Here is a 16,480-nt window from a genome sequence, read left to right as displayed (position 1 = left end):
TGAACCCGCAGCATCCGCGCAACTTCAAGGATCGCACCGAGGCCGGGATGTACCACAAACACATGGCCGGTCCGCCGATGAAGCAGTTGGTCAATCTCAGCAAGAACCGGCGGATTTTCGTCATGCAGTGCGGCTTCCACGCCTACATGGAGAGCTGGGGCGTGGCCGTCACCAATCCATACTTTGCCAAGACGGATGAGCAGGGCCGGTTCACCATCACCGATGTGCCGCCCGGCACCTACAAGCTGGTCGTCTGGCATCCCTATGTCCGCACCGCGACCGAGCAAACCGTCACTATCGGCCCGAAGGGGACCGTGGAAGCCAACATCGCGGTCCCGGCGCCGACGGGACGGCTCTACGCCAACGAAGTGCTGGATCATGCCTACGTTCGCTACAATGTGACCGAGGAAGTGCAGAAGGAAATCGATCCGTTGATCCATAAGCAGGGTCATTGAACAGGGAGTGCCCAAGGTGTGAAGTCCCCAGACCCACGTGGTGGAAGCCGAACAGTAGAACGCCCTGAAACATAAACTCCCCGGTGGACTAGCCTTCTGGTAGCGACCAGTCATTGATGCAGCCACCTCGCCAATAGGCGGCGTATTCGGGTCCTGCGACAAAAAGGCGACGAGATGTGTCGACTTCTGTGATGAGGCGAGAGAAGAGAGAAGAACATCGATGGTTACCATCCTCCTCATAGATGATAATGAACAAGTGCGGACTCTCTTTCGGAGAAATCTTGAAAACGCGGGTTATTGTGTCCTGCTTGCCGCAAGCGGGAGTGAAGGCTGGCGCCTCCTGCACGAGGAGATCGTGGATCTGATTCTCGTCCGCGTGTTCTTGCCGGATATAGACGGCTTGGAATTTGTTCATCGCCTTCGCAAGACCCGACCCGCTTGCAAGATCATTGCAATGTTAGGCGGATCAGGAGAGTGGAGTTATCACGACGCCGTCAAGCTGCTGGGGGCGAACGACATTCTCAAGCAGCCGCTGAGTCTCCAGGAATTGCTGGAGACCGTCTCGGCTCAGGTGAATCGGGACACCTATAACGCAGCCCCTCACGACATGGACGAGACAGGAGCGAAACCGTGTGAGATGGATTGTGCCGCCCTTCGGCGGGAAAGCATGCAGGGACAAGCATGTCGTGAGGGAGAACATGACCAAGGCCGAAAGTAACAGCCGCCGTATTGATGTGTTGGCCATCGGATTGTTTGGCCTCGCTGTCGGAGCCTTGACGGTGGGCATGGCACAAGTGGGACAGATTCCAGAGATGGATAAGGTAGGGGTGTTGGTCATTGCGCTGGTGTTCGGCGGTCTTGTGCAGGTGCTCGCCGGGGTTGCTGATATTCGATACAATGAACAGCTGGGAGGGACAGCCCTCACAATGTATGGCTTCTTCTGGTTCACGGTGTCGTTAGCCCAGCTCGTCAGCATGAGCACGACATTTCATTTTGATAGCGCTCTCTTTGTCCCCATCAACCTCGTATACGTGTTCTTCTCAGCCGCCATGGTGTATCTGACCGCATACCGGTCTGTTGCCTTAAGCGTCCTCCATGTCGTCATTACGCTGACGTTTGTCTCCACCGTCTGCATGAGGCTGAACCTGATTTCTGAAATGTTTCCCGGGGTGGCCCATCTGGCGGTCGGAACCCTCGCCTTCTATCATGCAATCGGCAGTCTCTCGCAGGCCTATACCGGCAAGGCGATTGTGCCACTCGGGCCGCCCCTTCTTCGCCATGAAAGGGCGACGGCGACGGCGACGGTCGCTTCGGAGGCGGCAGGATCATGGGGGGCCTGAATGTGAGTGAAGCGTTCTCTTAGGCTCGGACCGGCTTTGGACATTTTGCCTTTCTGTGAGTATTAGTTGATGATAGGCGTATGGAATCATCGGGTCTCCTGGTAACCACGTGAAGTTGCCCATGAAGGCCGAACCACGACATCGCTTCGGGTGCGAGGTCTGCCGTTCGAGGACCATACGGCAACGATGACGTTTCTACTCACAGGCCTGCTGGTGTTCTATGTGGCCGGCATGGCCCTCCCGCTCTGCTTCAGAGGAAAACCGGGCATTCAGAATGTGATCGCTCACGGGCTTGCGATCGGCGCCGGCCTCGCGGGTATCGCACTTGGGCTTGCCGGACTCCTCGCGCCTGAACCCTGGACCGCCTCCGCTGAATCCACCCTTCCCTTGTTGACCTTTGCGATCCGTCTTGACCCGCTCGCCTCCTTCTTCGTGCTCACGATCTCTTTGGTCGGTGTGGCCGCGTCCGTCTTTGCGCTTGGGTATGTGACAGAATTTTATGGGCGGGCGTCCATTGCCGCCATGGGATCCCTCCTCAACGGATTTTTGCTTTCCATGACGCTCGTCGTCATGGCGGACAACGGGTTCTTCTTCTTGATGGCCTGGGAACTGATGGCATTGCTTTCCTATTTTCTCGTGGTGACGGAACATGAGAAGGCCGAGGTGCGCTATGCCGGGTTGTTTTATCTCATCATGGCGCATGTGGGCACCGCGTGTATCGTCCTCACCTTTCTGATCTTTGCCCAGGAAACGGGGTCATTCTCGTTTGAGGCGTTCCGGCATCCGGAGCAGCCGTTGCCGGAAGGTATGAGGACGCTGGTGTTTCTGATGGCGCTGGTCGGATTCGGCGCCAAAGCGGGCATTGTGCCGCTGCATGTCTGGCTGCCCTATGCCCACCCGGCGGCGCCCTCGCATATCTCGGCGCTCATGTCCGGGGTCATGATCAAGACGGCTATCTATGCGCTCGTGCGGGTGTACTTCGACTTTCTCGGGGGACAGTTTCCTTGGTGGTGGGGCTTTGTCGTCCTCCTGGTCGGAACCCTGTCGGCCTTGCTGGGTGTGATGTACGCGCTGATGGAGCCTGATCTCAAGCGCCTCCTCGCCTTCAGCAGCGTCGAGAACATCGGGATCATTTTGCTCGGCATCGGGGCGGGGATGATCTTTCAGACGTACGGGTTAAAGGAATTTGCTGCATTGGGGCTCGTTGCCGGGCTCTATCACACCATCAACCACGCCATGTTTAAATCGTTGCTGTTTCTGGGCGCCGGGTCGCTGCTCTACGCGACCCATACCCGCAACATGGAGGAGTATGGCGGTCTGCTCCGCCGCATGCCTTGGACGGGGGGATTGTTTCTGATCGGAGCCGTGTCGATTGCAGCCCTGCCTCCGGCGAGCGGATTCATCAGCGAGTGGCTGGTGTTCCAAAGTCTCTTTCTCAGCTTCCATGTCCCATCGGTCCTGCTGAAACTCACGCTCCCGCTCGCCGCGGCCATGCTGGCGCTCACCGGGGTCTTAGCCCTGGCCTGTTTTGCCAAGGCGTTCGGGATTTCGTTCCTGGCCTTACCGCGTAGTTCCCACGCGCGTCACGCCGGGGAAGTGCCCCGGTCGATGCGAATCGGGATGGGCCTGCTCTCGGCCATCTGCATTCTGCTGGGACTCGCTCCTATGGTTGTGGTGCCGATGTTGGACCGGATCACGTCCCCGATGACCGGCGCGTCGATCGCGCACCAGATGCTGGCACTGGATGGATGGACCTTGGCCCCGGCCGGCGTGGAGTTTTCCAGTCTCTCGTCCCCTGTGCTCGCCCTAGTCCTCGTCGGGGCGGCGGCGTTAGGACTTGCCCTCGTCGCCCTGTTCGGCGGCTTTCGGAGGAACCGGTATGCCAAGACCTGGGGCTGCGGCCTCACCCTGACACCGCGCATGGAATACACGGCGACGGGCTTTGTGCAGCCGATCAAGCGGGTGTTCAGCACGATCTACCAGCCGACGGTGGAACTCAAAACGGAATTCCTGGAGGAGTCGCAGTATTTTGCCAAGCGGCGGCGCTTTGAGTTCCACATTGAGCCGGTGTTTGAGAAGTATCTCTATCGACCGGTCGTCTCCTTTGTCTCCATGCTGGCGGACCGGCTGCGGGTCATTCAGGCAGGGAGCCTCCATCTCTATCTGGCCTACATGTTCGTGACGCTGGTGGTGCTCCTGCTGGTTGCGATGTAACGGAGGCGAAGACCGGTGAATCTCATGATGTTGCAAGCCGTCGCGCTCACAGCCATTCAGGCCCTCGTGCTGCTGGTCGTCGCCCCCGGCATCGTCGGCCTGATCCAAAAAGTGAAGGCGCGGTTCCAATGCCGGCGAGGGGCGAGCCTCTTCCAGCCCTATGCCGATCTCGCGAAGCTGTTTCGCAAGCAACCGGTCGTCTCCACCACCACGTCGTGGATCTTTACGGCGACTCCATACATTGTCTTTGCCTCCACCGTGACAGCCGGACTGCTCGTTCCGGTCTTTGCCTCGCAGGTCCCGCTCAACTTCGCAGGCAATATCATCGCGCTGGTCTATCTGCTGGCGTTGGGCACGTTCTTCCTCATCCTGGCGGGACTCGATGCCGGCTCCGCGTTCGGCGGGATGGGCAGCAGCCGTGAGTCGATCATCGCCTCGCTGGCCGAACCGGCCATGATCATGGCGATCTTCGCGATCGCGCTGACGACCGGTTCCACCAACCTCAGCACGATCGTCCACAAGACCGCGCTGCTGGAGGGGATTGCGACCGATCCGTCTCCGCATCTGATGGCGCTGGCCGCGCTCTTCATCGTGGCCATCGCCGAAACGGGCCGCGTCCCCGTGGACAATCCGGCCACGCACCTCGAGCTCACCATGATCCACGAAGCCATGGTGCTGGAATATTCCGGACGGTACCTGGCCCTCATCGAATGGGCCTCCGGCATCAAGCTCCTGGTGTTCCTGACGCTCATCGCCAACGTGTTTGCCCCTTGGGGAATCGCGACGACGCTGACGCCCCTGGCGCTCGCGCTTGGGTTGGCCGTCTATCTGGTGAAAGTGGCCGGTCTGGCGGTCGTGATCGGCACGATGGAGTGCATGTTCGCTAAAATGCGCCTCTTCCGTGTCACCGACCTGCTCGGCGCCGCCTTCATCCTGGCGCTGCTCGGCTTGTTGTTCTTTTACATTTTGCGAGGCTAACGGTGTCCTGGTTGACTCCTCATTTCGGCTCCCAACTGGTGGATCTGGGCTCGGCGATGCTGCTTCTCACCTGTTTCGCCATCGTGGCGCAACGCCGGCTCTCGGCCTGCGTGGATCTCTTCGCCCTGCAATCGTTGTTTCTCGCCCTGACCGCGGCCTTGGTGGCCTTTCTCACAGACACCCGCCACATCTACTTCGCGGCCGCCATGACGGTGGCGGTCAAGGTGGTCGTGATCCCGCATGTCCTGAGGCGCGTGATCGAGCGGCTCAACGTGACCCGCGAACTGGTCATGAACGTCAATGTGCCGGCAAGCCTGCTGATCTGCGGCGCGCTGGTGATGATCGCCTTTTTCATCACACAGCCCATCATCCCGTTCGGGCACTTGTTGACCCGTGATTCCCTGGCCATTGCCCTGGCCATTGTCCTGATCGGCTTCTTCACCATGATCGCGCGGCAAAAGGCCGTCACCCAGATGATCGCCTTCCTCGTCATGGAGAACGGGCTCTTCTTAGGGGCGACCGCCGCGACGTACGGCATGCCGTTGATCGTGGAGCTGGGCGTGTTCTTCGATGTGCTGGTCGCCGCCTTGATTGCCGGCATCTATACGAACCGGCTGCAAGACGCGTTCGACAGCGTGGACACCAACCGTCTCAGCGAGTTGAAGGAATGACCTGGGATACCGCCACGCTCGCCGTCAGCATCCTCCTCCTCGCGCCGCTGGTGGCCGGCGGGCTGAGCCTGCTCATCTCCTCGTCGCGCCGGCTCCATCTCGTCAACCTCACCAGTATCGGCGCTCTGGTCCTGGCCGAGGTCGCTATCGCCAGAATCGTCCTGGCGCAGGGCTCGCTCACCGTCCTCGGCGAGATCGTGTACATCGATGCCCTCTCCTCGGTGATTCTGTTCATCATCGGCACCGTCGGACTCGCCTGTTCGTTGTACATGCGGTCCTACATGGATGATCAGGTCGCCCGCGGCGTGATTGCGCCCAACCGGCTCAACCTGTTCTTCTTCCTCTTTCACATGTTTCTGCTGGCCATGGTCCTGGCGACCGTCGCCAACAGCCTCGGCGTGCAATGGGTGGCGATTGAAGCGACGACCCTGGCCACGACGTTTCTGATCGCGTTCTGGCGCCGGCGCGAGTCGCTGGAGGCCGGATGGAAATATCTGATTCTCTGTTCGGTCGGCATCTCGCTGGCGCTGTTCGGCGTGGTGCTGATGTACTATTCCTCTCTGCGCGTCCTGGGCGATGTCAGTTCGGCCCTCAACATCACCCAGCTTCAGCAGGTTGCCGCGCAACTGGATCCGCACATTCTGAAGCTGGCCTTTGTCTTTCTGTTTGTCGGGTATGGCACCAAGGTCGGCCTCGTGCCCATGCACAGCTGGCTGCCCGACGCCTATACGGAAGCGCCGGCGCCAGTCGCGGCGATGCTGGCGGGCGTCCTGGAAACCGTCGCGGTCTATGCGATTCTGCGGAGCAGGGGCATCGTCGATCAGGCTGTGTCTCCCGCATTCACCGGAAGCCTGCTGGCCCTGTTCGGGCTGGTGTCCTTCGCCATCGCGGCCTTCTTCATGCTCCTGCAGCACAACTACAAGCGGATGCTGGCGTATTCCAGCATTGAACACATGGGCCTGGCGATGGTGGGATTCGGCGTCGGCGGACCGATCGGCATCTTCGGCGGCCTGTTTCATCTGGTGAACCATGCCTTCGCGAAATCCCTGGCGTTCTTCGCCGCCGGCAACATTCACCGCCGGTATAAATCGGTGGAGATCGGCGACGTGCAGGGTCTGATCACCGTCCTGCCGGGATCTGCGCTGGCGCTGCTGGTCGCCGGATTGGCCCTGGCCGCATTGCCGCCGTTCGCGCTCTTTGCCAGCGAGATGCAGATCGTCACCGCGCTCGGGACGGCCGGACTGCCGGGAGAGTGGGGGCAACCGGGGACGAAAGGTCCGGTGGTGATCCTGCTGCTGTGTGGTCTGGTGGCCTTCGCCGGTTTTCTGTATCGCATCACGGGCATGGTGTGGGGGGCGGCGCCGCGAGAGGTCGCGCAGGGGGAGCCGTGGTCGGCGGGGCACATGGCGCTCATCTTGCTGGCGGCGCTGCTCGTCGGGTTCTGCTGGGTGCTGCCGCTTCCGTTCCAGCGGCTTCTCGAAACCGCTTCCGCCATGTTGATCACTCGGTAGTGTCGGGAGGACGCGATGCCGTATCGTCCGTCGGTTGAACAGCAACTCCACGAAGCCTTTCCGGCTCTGCGGCCGGATCCTTCATCCGGCAACAGCCTGTTGCGGTATCGCCCGGACAGGGGACAGCTGCCGGAACTCGCCCGGTTTGTTCACCATGCCATGCATGGCCGCCTCGCGCTGCTCTTCGCCGTCGATCATCGCCCCGGAGAGGAGCGGTACGAGCTGCAATATCTGTTTGCGCTGGAGTCAGGCCGCCCGTTCGTCCTGCTGACTGTGGAGCTTGCCGGGCAGGACCGCCTCTTCCCGTCGATCACACCGTCAGTGCATGCGGGGCAGTGGTACGAACGGGAGATCCGGGATCTGTTCGGACTCATCCCCCAAGGGCACCCGGATCTCCGTCGCTTGATCCGGCACGAGCACTGGCCGAAGGGGACGCACCCGCTGAAAAAGGACTTTGCGTGGGACCGCGTGATGGGACGGCAGCAGGGAGAATTTCGTTTCCGCCATATCGAGGGCGAAGGGGTGTTCGAAATACCGGTCGGACCGATCCATGCCGGCATCATTGAACCGGGGCACTTTCGCTTTTCTGTGGCGGGTGAACCGATCATGCAACTCGAAGTGCGCCACTTCTGGAAGCACCGCGGCCTGGAAAAACTGTTCGAGCAACAGCCGCTGCTTGCCGCCGTGCCGCTGGCCGAGCGCGTCTCCGGCGATACCACCGTGGGACACAGCCTCGCCTATTGTCAGGCCGTCGAGGCGCTGTGGCACCTCGACGTGCCCCGGCGTGCGCGTTACCTCCGCTCGCTCTTTCTGGAATTGGAGCGGCTGCACAATCATCTCGGCGACGTCGGCGCCATCTGCAATGACACGGCCTATGCGCTGCCCCATGCCCATTGCAGTCGCATGAAAGAACGGCTCATGCAGCTGAACGACCGGCTGACCGGGTCGCGATTTCTGCGTGGCGTCCTGTGTGTCGGCGGAGTGGCGCAAGAAGTCGGGAAGAAGCCGTTCGAGGACACGGTGGAAGAGCTGAACCGGATCGAGCAGGACTTCTCCGAACTCGAGGCCATTATTGTCGCGAACGCGTCGCTCACGGATCGCCTGGAAAGTACCGGCGTGTTGACGGAACGCATCGCCCGGGATCACGGCGTGATCGGCGTGGTGGGCCGGGCTTCGGGGATCGATCAGGATGTCCGGCGCGACCGGCCGTTTGCGGCCTACGACGAGTTGCCCGTCAACGTGGCGCTCTACCGCTATGGAGATGTCCGGGCCCGCCTGCGCGTCCGCATGGATGAGATCCATGAATCCATCCGCCTGATCCGCGAACTGCACAGGCAGATCCCGGACGGTCCGCTCCTTGCGGATCCGATGCACATGCCCGCTCGCGGCGAGTGGGCGCTCTCGGCCGTGGAGGGTTGGCGGGGAGAGATCCTGTACTTCGTCATGGCCGGAGAACAGGGACAGATCCAGCGCTGCAAAGTGCGTGATCCGTCGTTCGTGAACTGGCCCGCCCTCCAGTGGGCCGTAGTGGGCAACATTGTTCCCGATTTCCCGCTGATCAATAAGAGCTTTAATCTGTCGTATGCGGGGAACGACCTGTGAGGCGGGCGGGAGGCGCGCGGCTGGAGGCAGGAGGTGGAACACGTCCGCCCATAGCTTCGTACCAGCGGAGGAAAGGAGGCCCATGTTTCGCATCCTTAAAAAGAGTCTGAAGACCGGAGTTGTGACGGGCCAATATCCGGAGGCCACGCAACCTGTCGAAGGTGCCACATCATCCGAATGTCGCGGAAAAGCCACGCCGTTCAAACAATCATTGGCCATCCGCGAAGTGGACACCGGCTCGTGCAATGCCTGTGAGATGGAGATGAATGCCTTGATGAATCCCGTGTACGACGCGGAGCGGTTCGGCATTCATATCGCCGCCTCTCCTCGCCACGCCGATGCGCTCGTGGTGACCGGCCCCGTCACCGTCAACATGGAGAAACCATTGAAGGACGTGCACAAACAGACGCCGGATCCGAAGCTGGTGATCGCTCTCGGCGACTGCGCGATCAACTGCGGAGTCTTCAAGGGGAGCTATGCGGTGACCGGGCCGGTAGATCAACACATTCCGGTTGACGTCCGCATCCCCGGTTGCCCGCCCAGACCGGCAGACATTCTCAAGGCTCTGTCGGAGTTGCGCGGGCGTGACGCCTAGCCGCACCCCATCTGCCTGCGAGGCACCTCACAGAAACCGTCAGCGCCCATGGACGTCTTGCCGGGAATCATCTTCGTCAGGCCCGGCGGTCAACCGGCCGATGAGGAGATCCGCGCCGTCCCGCAGCACGAGCGGAACTCTGCGAGGGGCGGGCTATTGTGCCGGCGGGCTGTCGACCAGCCGGGTCAGCACCGGTCCCAATTCCTGCAGCAGGGTGGGTTTATAGACAATTTCTCTAATGTTGGCGGCGAGGGCGGCGTCCTGGTCCGTCGGGGTCAGGTACCCCGAAACCAGCACCACCGGCAGCGTGCCGCGAATGTCCGCCAGTTCACGGGCCACCTCCAGACCGGACAGCCCGGGCATATTGTAGTCTGTCACCACCACATCGAACCCGTCCGGATCGGCGCGGACCGCCTCCAGCGCGTCGGCCGGCTTCGTACAGCCGGTGATGCAATACCCCAGCGGTTCGAACAGCGCCCGCACCAGCTCCACCAGCATCTCTTCGTCATCCAGGTACAGCATGCGGCAGGTGCGGCGAGGAGCTGTATCGCGCGGGGCCCCGGCCGGCTCGCCCGCGGGGAGCGGCGTCTCCACGGCCGGAAAGTACAGGTGAAAGGTTGTGCCCTGGCCGGGGGCGCTCTCCACAACGATGGCGCCGTCATGGCCCTGGACGATTCCATGGACCACACTCAAACCAAGACCCGTGCCCTGCCCGAGCGGCTTCGTAGTAAAGAACGGATCGAAGATGCGCGCCACCGTCTCCGGCGGCATGCCGCAGCCGGTATCGCGCACCGAGAGGCGCGCATAGGGGCCCGGCGGCAGAGTCGCATGCGGACTGCTGAGCGGCTGAGTCAGCGTGACGGGAGCCAGGTCTATCGCGATGCGGCCGGGCTTGTCGCCCAGCGCGTGCCAGGCGTTGGTGCAGAGGTTCATCAAGACCTGCTGGAGCTGCGTCGCATTGGCCAGTACCTGCGGTGTGGCTGGATCGCAGGAATGAGTCAGCTCGACACCCGCCGGCAGCGTGGCGCGCAGCAGGGCGAAGGCTTCGGTCACCACCGGACCAAGCGGGAGGCCGGTCCGGGAGACGTCCTGCTGGCGGGTGAAGGTGAGGATTTGCTGCACGACGTGGGAGGCCCGCTGCCCGGCTTCGAGAATCCGGGCGAGGTTTGGTCTGGAGGGGTGGTCCGCCTCGTTCTTGAGGAGCGCGATCTCGGCATTGCCGAGAATGGCGGTGAGAATGTTGTTGAAGTCGTGCGCGATGCCGCCGGCCAGCTGCCCGATCGCTTCCATTTTCTGCTTCTGCCGGATCTGGTCCTGGGAGGCCTGGAGCGCCGGATCCGGCTGCCTGCGGTCAGTGCTGTCTTTGACGATCGTGATCATACAGGGTGTGCCGTGGTAATCGATCAGTTCGGCGGAGACCACGCAATCCCGGATGGTTCCGCCGGCGGTCCGAACGCGAGCCTCGAGATGGCGGATGGAGCCGCTGTGTTTCAGCTGCTGGAGGAACCGCGGGCGACTCTCCGGCGTCTCCCAATAGCCGATCTCTTCTCCCGTCCGTCCGACCAGATCTTCCCGGCGATAGCCGAATCCGTTGAGGAAGGCATCGTTGACGTCGAGGCACAGGCCTGAATCGACCTCCCAGAGCCCCATCGGGTCGGGACTTGATCGAAACGCGAGAACGAAGAGTTCCCTGCCGGCCTGTAAGTCCTCTTCCGCCCGCTTGCGGTCAGTGATGTCGGTCATCGCGCCCACATAGCCCGCCACGTCGCCCTGCTCGTCGAGTTCGGCCTGCGCCTGGCCTATGACCCAGCAAATCTCTCGATCCGCCGGTTGAAGACGGTATTCCGACCTGAAGGGTTGGCGCTCTGCTGCCGCATTGGCCCATTCCTTGGCGACACGCTCCCGGTCGTCGGGATGGATCAAGGCCGTCCAGCCGTTCCCCTTTGCGGCCTCAGGACTCATGCGGGCGATTTCGCACAAGCGGTCGTTGACATAGAGGCATTGGCCCGCGGCGTCGGTCCGGAAGAGGCCGACCGGAGAGAATTCAGCCAGGGTGCGGAAGAGTCGCTCGCGCTCACGCAGCGCGCTGGTGCGCTCATCGACGAGCTGCTCGAGCTTCTGGTTGACTGCGTGGAGCCGGGCCTCGGCGATTTTCCGTCCGGTGATGTTGCGGAACATGCCGCGTGCGGCCACCGGCCGGCCATGCTCAACGTGCACGTTGACGCGGCCTTCCGCGATCACGGTGCGGCCGGATTTCGTCCGGAAGGTCAGCTCCACCAGGTCTACGGTCCCGCCGGCGAGGATCTGTTGCATGACATGGCGGCAACGGTCGTGGCTATCGGGGTGGAGGACGTCAAAGATGTCTTGCGCCGCAGCCTCGCTGGTCGAGTAGCCCAGGGTTTCCCGCCAGGCGCGGTTCACGAAGAGCAGGCGTCCGTCCGGTGCGACGTCTTGTATCAAGTCGTGTGTGCGTTCGAGCAAGTCGAGGAGTTCCGTCCGTGCCTGGTGTCGCTCAGCGCCGAGGGTGAAGGTTCGCGCCAGGCCCCGGTTGAGGCTCCATGCGAGACCGGTCATGATGCCCATGAAGATGAGTCCCGACAGTCCGACTGTCAGGTGCGTCCGGTCGCCGATGAGAAAGAATTCGGCGATGATCGGGAGACCGGCCGGAAGGGCGAAGGCGAGAAAGGTTCTGCGGCTGGCGGAAAAAACAGGGGCGGCCACGGCAATCATGCCGGCCAGGACCAGACCCAGGAAGGCCTGATGTTCGACGGAGTCCGGGGTAAAGAGCAGGATTCCAGCGGCACCCCAGCCGACCCCGGATAGGAGGACCCCTGTCAGGTGCTTCCTGAACCATGTGGCGGGCGATGTGCCGCTATCCGATGTCTTGAATCGGCTGACCAGCAGGGCCCGTGCCGCCGTCAGCAGGGTCATGCCGCTCCACCAGGCGAGCAACAACGGGTGCGAAACCCATGACCAGTGGCTGGCGACGAGGACGGCAGCGAACGCGAGGCTCGCTGCCAGTCCGCCGGCCGATTTGGCATAGAGTAGCTCGACGGTTTCTTGGGCAATCGCCGACGACCCACGACCTCCGGAAGAGAAGGGATCGTTCGGGGTCCCGGAATGGGTGCGCTGGTCGCTTCTAAGGAGCGTGGCGTCGTTGGTCATTGACTCTCTATTCCAGCTCCGTCTGCTTCGCGCCCCGGTTGCTTGCCGGCAACCGACGTGAAAAGATCAAGACCCGTCCGGTCCGGAGAGGCGGCGCAGAATCAAGCGGGCCCCGGTTCTCCGTAGGGGGCGGATTTTATCAGTGGCGCGGCTGTTCTACAATTCATCTGTCTCATCCCGAAGTATCTGTAATCCGCCGTTTCGGGCGCGGTAGAGCCTGTTGCCTTTCGCGACAGCGGTCTTATCCCCTCGGACCTGGAATGCCACAGAGAAGCCTTCACCTCCTTTCGAATTTCCGTCTTAAGGTCTCGATAAATCAAGACAATGAATCTTCGGCGCCCGATTCATCTGTGGCACGGCCTTCGCTTTTCCTTATCGAAGAATGTCGTTCACTAAGGAGGCAGAGTTATGGAAAATCAGGACAAAACATGTTCGGCACAAGCGGTCGCACTGGCGTTCTTAGGCGGCGCCGTTGCGGGGGTCGTGGCCGGTATTCTTCTCGCTCCGAAATCAGGGAGGGAGACCCGCCAGGACTTGAGGGATTTCGCCAGGAGAACGGAAGAGGAGGTCCTGGAAAGGGCCAAAGAGGCGCGAGTCGCCCTTGATGAGGTGATCGAGCGGGGCAAGCAGTTTGTGGCGGAGAAGAAGGCGGAGGTCGAATCGGCGGTCAAGGCCGGTCGGGAGACGATGAAAGAGAAGATGGAGAAGTGCTGTAGCTGAGGAGATGTCGTGATCGCCATCCGGTTCCATGGCCGAGGGGGGCAGGGTGCGAAGACCGCCAGTCGCATTGTGGGGACGGCGGCGTTCCTTGAAGGGTTCGTGGCGCAGGATTCCCCGATTTACGGAGCCGAGCGCCGCGGGGCGCCGGTCGCCGCCTATACGAGGATTGCCCAGGAGCCGATACGGGAGCGGGGACTGATTGCCCATCCCGACCTGGTGGTCGTGGCTGACGCCTCGCTGATAACGGATGCCGCGGCCCGTGTGTTGGACGGGATCGACGAACACACGGCGGTCTTTGTCAATTCGCCGTTGTCGGATGTGGAATGTCGGGCCCAGACGTCCCTTCCCGGCCGTGTGGTGACGCTCGACCTGACGGGCATTGCGTTGCAGCAGTTCGGCGCACGCGGTGCGCTCAGCGCCCTGCTCGGTGCCGTGGCGGCCAGGCTCGCCGGACTCCGTCAGGAATCGATCCGTGAAGCCATCGCACGGGAATTGGCGGATCTCGGGATCTCCGCTCAGGTCATCGAGCGCAATCAAGCCGTGGCGGCTCAGTGTTCTGACGCGGTTCAACCGCTTCTCTTCGACGCAGGCGCGCTGCGGCCGGCTGCCCCGGTCCAGCTTCAAGCGCCGACCTATGAACCTCCGACAAGAGGAACCGCGAGGATCAGCGCTGCAGGGAACTCGATTCTGCGCGAAACCGGCGGCTGGCGAACCTTCCGGCCGGTGCTGGTGCCCGACAAGTGCAATGGCTGCTGGTTGTGTTTTGCCTACTGCCCGGACGGCGTGATTTCGATGACGAAGGAAGACAGGCCCGTGATCGATTACGATCATTGCAAGGGTTGCCAGATCTGCATCCATGAATGTCCCACCGATGCCTTAGTGGCTGAGCGGGAGAAGGAAGGGGGCGTGGCGTGGAAGGCGAAATGATGACCGGCAATCTCGCGGCGGCCTGGGGCGCGCGGCTGGCCGGCGTGGACTATGTGCCGGCTTTCCCGATCACGCCGCAGACGGAAATTGTGGAGGCGCTGGCCAAGTGGTGCGAGAGCGGCGCGATGGATGCGCGGTTTGTGAGCATGGATTCCGAGCATTCCATGATGACAGCAGCCGGAGCCGCAGCGGCCACGGGAGCCCGGGTGTTCACTGCGACATCCAGCCAGGGTCTGTTGTATGCCATCGAAGTGCTCTATTCGATCTCAGGGTGGCGCGCGCCGCTTGTGCTGGTCAACGTCTCCCGGGCGCTGGCTGCCCCGATTACGCTGGAGCCGGATCACAACGATGTGCTGGCCGCCCGGGACTGCGGTTTTCTTCAGATCCATGCCGAGACCTGCCAGGAAGTGTTGGATTCGATTCTGATGGCCTATCGGATCGCGGAGGATGAGCGGGTCATGTTGCCCGTCATCGTCAATCTGGACGGCTTCTACCTGTCGTTTACCCGCGAGCCGGTGAGTCTGCCGGATCCGGAGAAGGTCAAGGAGTTCCTGCCGCCGTTTCGCCCTGCCCACTTGGGCTTCAAAGCCTCCGCGCCGCATGCGTTCGGCGTGGCGGTCCTCGGCGGGACGCCGTACTCGTACTTCCGTCATCAGATGCATTTGGCTGCCATGAACGCGCTGGAGGTGCATCAGGAAGCGGCTGTGGCATTCGAGCGGTTGTTCGGACGGCGGTACGATGTGGTCGAGGGCTATCGGCTTGACGATGCTGAAGATGTGCTCATCATGACCAACGCCTTTGCGAGCAAAGGCAAGGCCGCCGTCGATGTGGCCAGGGCGGAGGGCAAGCGAGTGGGCCTGCTCCGCCTCCGCATGATCCGTCCCTGGCCGGCGGACGCCATCCGTGACGCGTTGCGAGGCCGCCGGGCTGTCGCGGTGCTCGATCAGAATCTGGCTCCCGGGCAGGGCGGCATCCTCTTTCAGGAAGTTGCAGCCTGTCTCTACGACGAAGCCTTGCGTCCGCGGGCGCTCTGCTCGTTCATCGGCGGTCTGGGAGGAAAGAACCTCTCGGAGGGCGAGTTTCGAGCGATCTTCGAGCAGACGGCGGATGCGGGAGTCCGTGGGAAAGGCATCGGGCCGGTGTTGCTCTACACAGAGGCCGAGCACCGTGAGATGACGCAGCTTCAGGTTCTTGCAGCCGGATCGCGAGCTGATAGCAAATAGCTGAGAGGTTTCGTCATGCCCTGGCACCGCGAGACATTCAAGAAGATCAAGCAGATCCCCCGCGAAGAGCATGTGCTGCCAGGAACGGCACTCTGTGCCGGATGCGGAGGGCTGGAGGCGCTGCGCCTTGCCGCGAAGGTGCTGGGCGACGACGTGGTCTACGTGAATGCCGCCGGGTGCTTTACCATGCTGGCGGCCTATCCCTTTACACCCTTCAAAGGATCGTGGCTCTACACGACGATGGGGTCGGCGCCGGCCGGTGCGCAAGGCGTGCGCGATGCGTTGGATGTGCTGATTGCCAAAGGGCGGTTGCCGAAAGAAGAGAATCTGAAAGTCGTGGTGTTGGGAGGGGACGGTTCGACCTATGACATGGCGCTCTCTTCGACGTCCGGCGCCATCTATCGCGGCCTCGATTTCTACTATTTCTGTTACGATAACGAAGCCTACGGCAACACCGGCATGCAGTTATCCGCTGCGACACCCTACGGCGCGCGGACGGCCACGTCGCCCTGCAGTCTGCAGCATCCGTCCGGCGCAATCCAGGAGAAGAAGGATATATTCGAAATCTGGCGGGCGCACAAACCGCCCTACATCGCGACGGTCGCGCCACGGTACCCGTTGGATCTGGAAGAAAAATTCGCGCGCGCGTCCACATTCACAGGCCCGAAACTGTTCCTTGCGCTCTCGGCCTGTCCGACCGGCTGGCTGTACGACCCGGGAGAAACTCCGGAAGTGGCGAAGCTGGCGGTGGAGACGGGCCTCTGGCCGCTGAAGGAAGCGATCAACGGAGAAGTGACGCACACCTACATTCCGAAGCGCAAACCGGTGGAAGAATACCTTAAGCTGCAGGGACGGTTCCGGCATCTGTTCGAACCGACGAGGCAGGACGAAGCGATCCGGCATATTCAAGCGCGGGTCGATGAATATTGGCTGCCTGTCGGCGGATCATGATCGTGTCCGGAGGTGAGCCGGGGCAAGCGAAGCGTTGTCGTGCAATCGCTACGATGCTGCGCGGATCATTCCGCAGGCGCGCAACGAATGTCCGGAGAGCTTCCGACGTCGCCGATTGTACGGCCGGG

Annotated in this window: 14 protein-coding genes; 13 read left to right on the top strand and 1 reads right to left on the bottom strand. The window is 62.0% G+C overall.

Features of this window, described 5'->3' with window-relative positions; translation table 11 throughout:
* The 9 genes from ACO9S2_RS14615 to nuoB form a co-directional block, all read left to right on the top strand.
* On the top strand, nt 1-455 hold a 455-nt coding region (locus tag ACO9S2_RS14615), incomplete at its 5' end, for a carboxypeptidase-like regulatory domain-containing protein (RefSeq protein WP_423723107.1).
* A gap of 220 nt (nt 456-675) precedes the next feature.
* Nucleotides 676-1,173 carry a response regulator transcription factor gene (locus ACO9S2_RS14610; protein ID WP_423723106.1) on the top strand — a complete coding sequence of 166 codons (498 nt, stop codon included), beginning with the start codon at nt 676-678 and terminating at the stop codon, nt 1,171-1,173.
* Complete coding sequence (locus ACO9S2_RS14605) at nt 1,154-1,795, top strand: acetate uptake transporter (RefSeq protein ID WP_423723105.1); 642 nt, start codon at nt 1,154-1,156, stop codon at nt 1,793-1,795. Before ACO9S2_RS14610 ends, ACO9S2_RS14605 begins: the two co-directional genes overlap by 20 nt.
* A gap of 186 nt (nt 1,796-1,981) precedes the next feature.
* On the top strand, nt 1,982-4,009 hold the full coding sequence (gene hyfB / locus ACO9S2_RS14600; RefSeq protein ID WP_423723104.1) for a hydrogenase 4 subunit B: 2,028 nt from the start codon (nt 1,982-1,984) through the stop codon (nt 4,007-4,009).
* Between the two features lie 24 nt (nt 4,010-4,033).
* On the top strand, nt 4,034-4,987 hold the full coding sequence (locus ACO9S2_RS14595) for a respiratory chain complex I subunit 1 family protein (protein WP_423723119.1): 954 nt from the start codon (nt 4,034-4,036) through the stop codon (nt 4,985-4,987).
* Between the two features lie 2 nt (nt 4,988-4,989).
* Entirely contained in the window at nt 4,990-5,658 is a 669-nt protein-coding gene (locus tag ACO9S2_RS14590; protein WP_423723103.1) for a hydrogenase, read from the top strand.
* A complete protein-coding gene (locus ACO9S2_RS14585; RefSeq protein ID WP_423723102.1) occupies nt 5,655-7,169 on the top strand; it encodes a hydrogenase 4 subunit F in 1,515 nt (504 codons plus the stop codon). The genes ACO9S2_RS14590 and ACO9S2_RS14585 overlap by 4 nt, the downstream gene beginning before the upstream one ends.
* Nucleotides 7,170-7,184: 15 nt before the next feature.
* The gene (locus tag ACO9S2_RS14580) at nt 7,185-8,771 is read left to right on the top strand and encodes an NADH-quinone oxidoreductase subunit C (protein ID WP_423723101.1); all 1,587 of its coding nucleotides are present in this window, start codon (nt 7,185-7,187) and stop codon (nt 8,769-8,771) included.
* 82 nt (nt 8,772-8,853) lie between these two features.
* Nucleotides 8,854-9,366, top strand: a complete 513-nt coding sequence (gene nuoB / locus ACO9S2_RS14575; protein WP_423723100.1) for an NADH-quinone oxidoreductase subunit NuoB — start codon at nt 8,854-8,856, stop codon at nt 9,364-9,366.
* A 153-nt stretch (nt 9,367-9,519) separates the two neighbouring features.
* On the opposite strand, the gene ACO9S2_RS14570 is transcribed toward nuoB, so the two are convergent.
* A complete protein-coding gene (locus tag ACO9S2_RS14570) occupies nt 9,520-12,531 on the bottom strand; it encodes a PAS domain S-box protein (protein ID WP_423723099.1) in 3,012 nt (1,003 codons plus the stop codon).
* Nucleotides 12,532-12,939: 408 nt separating this feature from the next.
* Here ACO9S2_RS14570 and ACO9S2_RS14565 point away from each other — a divergent pair, with 408 nt between their 5' ends.
* The 4 genes from ACO9S2_RS14565 to ACO9S2_RS14550 are packed head-to-tail and all read left to right on the top strand — an operon-like array spanning nt 12,940 to nt 16,352.
* Nucleotides 12,940-13,251, top strand: coding sequence for a YtxH domain-containing protein (locus ACO9S2_RS14565; RefSeq protein WP_423723098.1), 312 nt, complete (start codon nt 12,940-12,942; stop codon nt 13,249-13,251).
* A 9-nt stretch (nt 13,252-13,260) separates the two neighbouring features.
* Complete coding sequence (locus ACO9S2_RS14560) at nt 13,261-14,178, top strand: 2-oxoacid:acceptor oxidoreductase family protein (RefSeq protein ID WP_423723097.1); 918 nt, start codon at nt 13,261-13,263, stop codon at nt 14,176-14,178.
* Nucleotides 14,163-15,401 (top strand): pyruvate synthase, encoded by a 1,239-nt coding sequence (locus ACO9S2_RS14555; protein ID WP_423723096.1) that lies wholly within the window; start codon nt 14,163-14,165, stop codon nt 15,399-15,401. Before ACO9S2_RS14560 ends, ACO9S2_RS14555 begins: the two co-directional genes overlap by 16 nt.
* A 15-nt stretch (nt 15,402-15,416) precedes the next feature.
* Nucleotides 15,417-16,352 carry a thiamine pyrophosphate-dependent enzyme gene (locus ACO9S2_RS14550; RefSeq protein ID WP_423723095.1) on the top strand — a complete coding sequence of 312 codons (936 nt, stop codon included), beginning with the start codon at nt 15,417-15,419 and terminating at the stop codon, nt 16,350-16,352.
* The last annotated feature ends 128 nt before the right edge of the window (nt 16,353-16,480 follow it).

Origin of the sequence: Nitrospira sp. NS4 (genome assembly GCF_049546785.1) — a bacterium.
Classification (GTDB): Bacteria; Nitrospirota; Nitrospiria; order Nitrospirales; family Nitrospiraceae; genus Nitrospira_D.
The sequence above is the reverse complement of the archived record's forward strand: the minus strand, read 5'-3'. Positions and strand labels throughout refer to the sequence as shown.

Excerpts from the sequence above, each read along its gene's own strand:
- ACO9S2_RS14610 (WP_423723106.1), top strand. The coding sequence starts at position 676 with ATGGTTACCATCCTCCTCATAGATGATAATGAACAAGTGCGGACTCTC.
- ACO9S2_RS14605 (WP_423723105.1), top strand. The coding sequence starts at position 1,154 with ATGACCAAGGCCGAAAGTAACAGCCGCCGTATTGATGTGTTGGCCATC.
- hyfB (WP_423723104.1), top strand. The coding sequence starts at position 1,982 with ATGACGTTTCTACTCACAGGCCTGCTGGTGTTCTATGTGGCCGGCATG.
- ACO9S2_RS14595 (WP_423723119.1), top strand. The coding sequence starts at position 4,034 with ATGATGTTGCAAGCCGTCGCGCTCACAGCCATTCAGGCCCTCGTGCTG.
- ACO9S2_RS14585 (WP_423723102.1), top strand. The coding sequence starts at position 5,655 with ATGACCTGGGATACCGCCACGCTCGCCGTCAGCATCCTCCTCCTCGCG.
- ACO9S2_RS14580 (WP_423723101.1), top strand. The coding sequence starts at position 7,185 with ATGCCGTATCGTCCGTCGGTTGAACAGCAACTCCACGAAGCCTTTCCG.
- nuoB (WP_423723100.1), top strand. The coding sequence starts at position 8,854 with ATGTTTCGCATCCTTAAAAAGAGTCTGAAGACCGGAGTTGTGACGGGC.
- ACO9S2_RS14570 (WP_423723099.1), bottom strand. The coding sequence starts at position 12,531 with ATGACCAACGACGCCACGCTCCTTAGAAGCGACCAGCGCACCCATTCC.
- ACO9S2_RS14565 (WP_423723098.1), top strand. The coding sequence starts at position 12,940 with ATGGAAAATCAGGACAAAACATGTTCGGCACAAGCGGTCGCACTGGCG.
- ACO9S2_RS14550 (WP_423723095.1), top strand. The coding sequence starts at position 15,417 with ATGCCCTGGCACCGCGAGACATTCAAGAAGATCAAGCAGATCCCCCGC.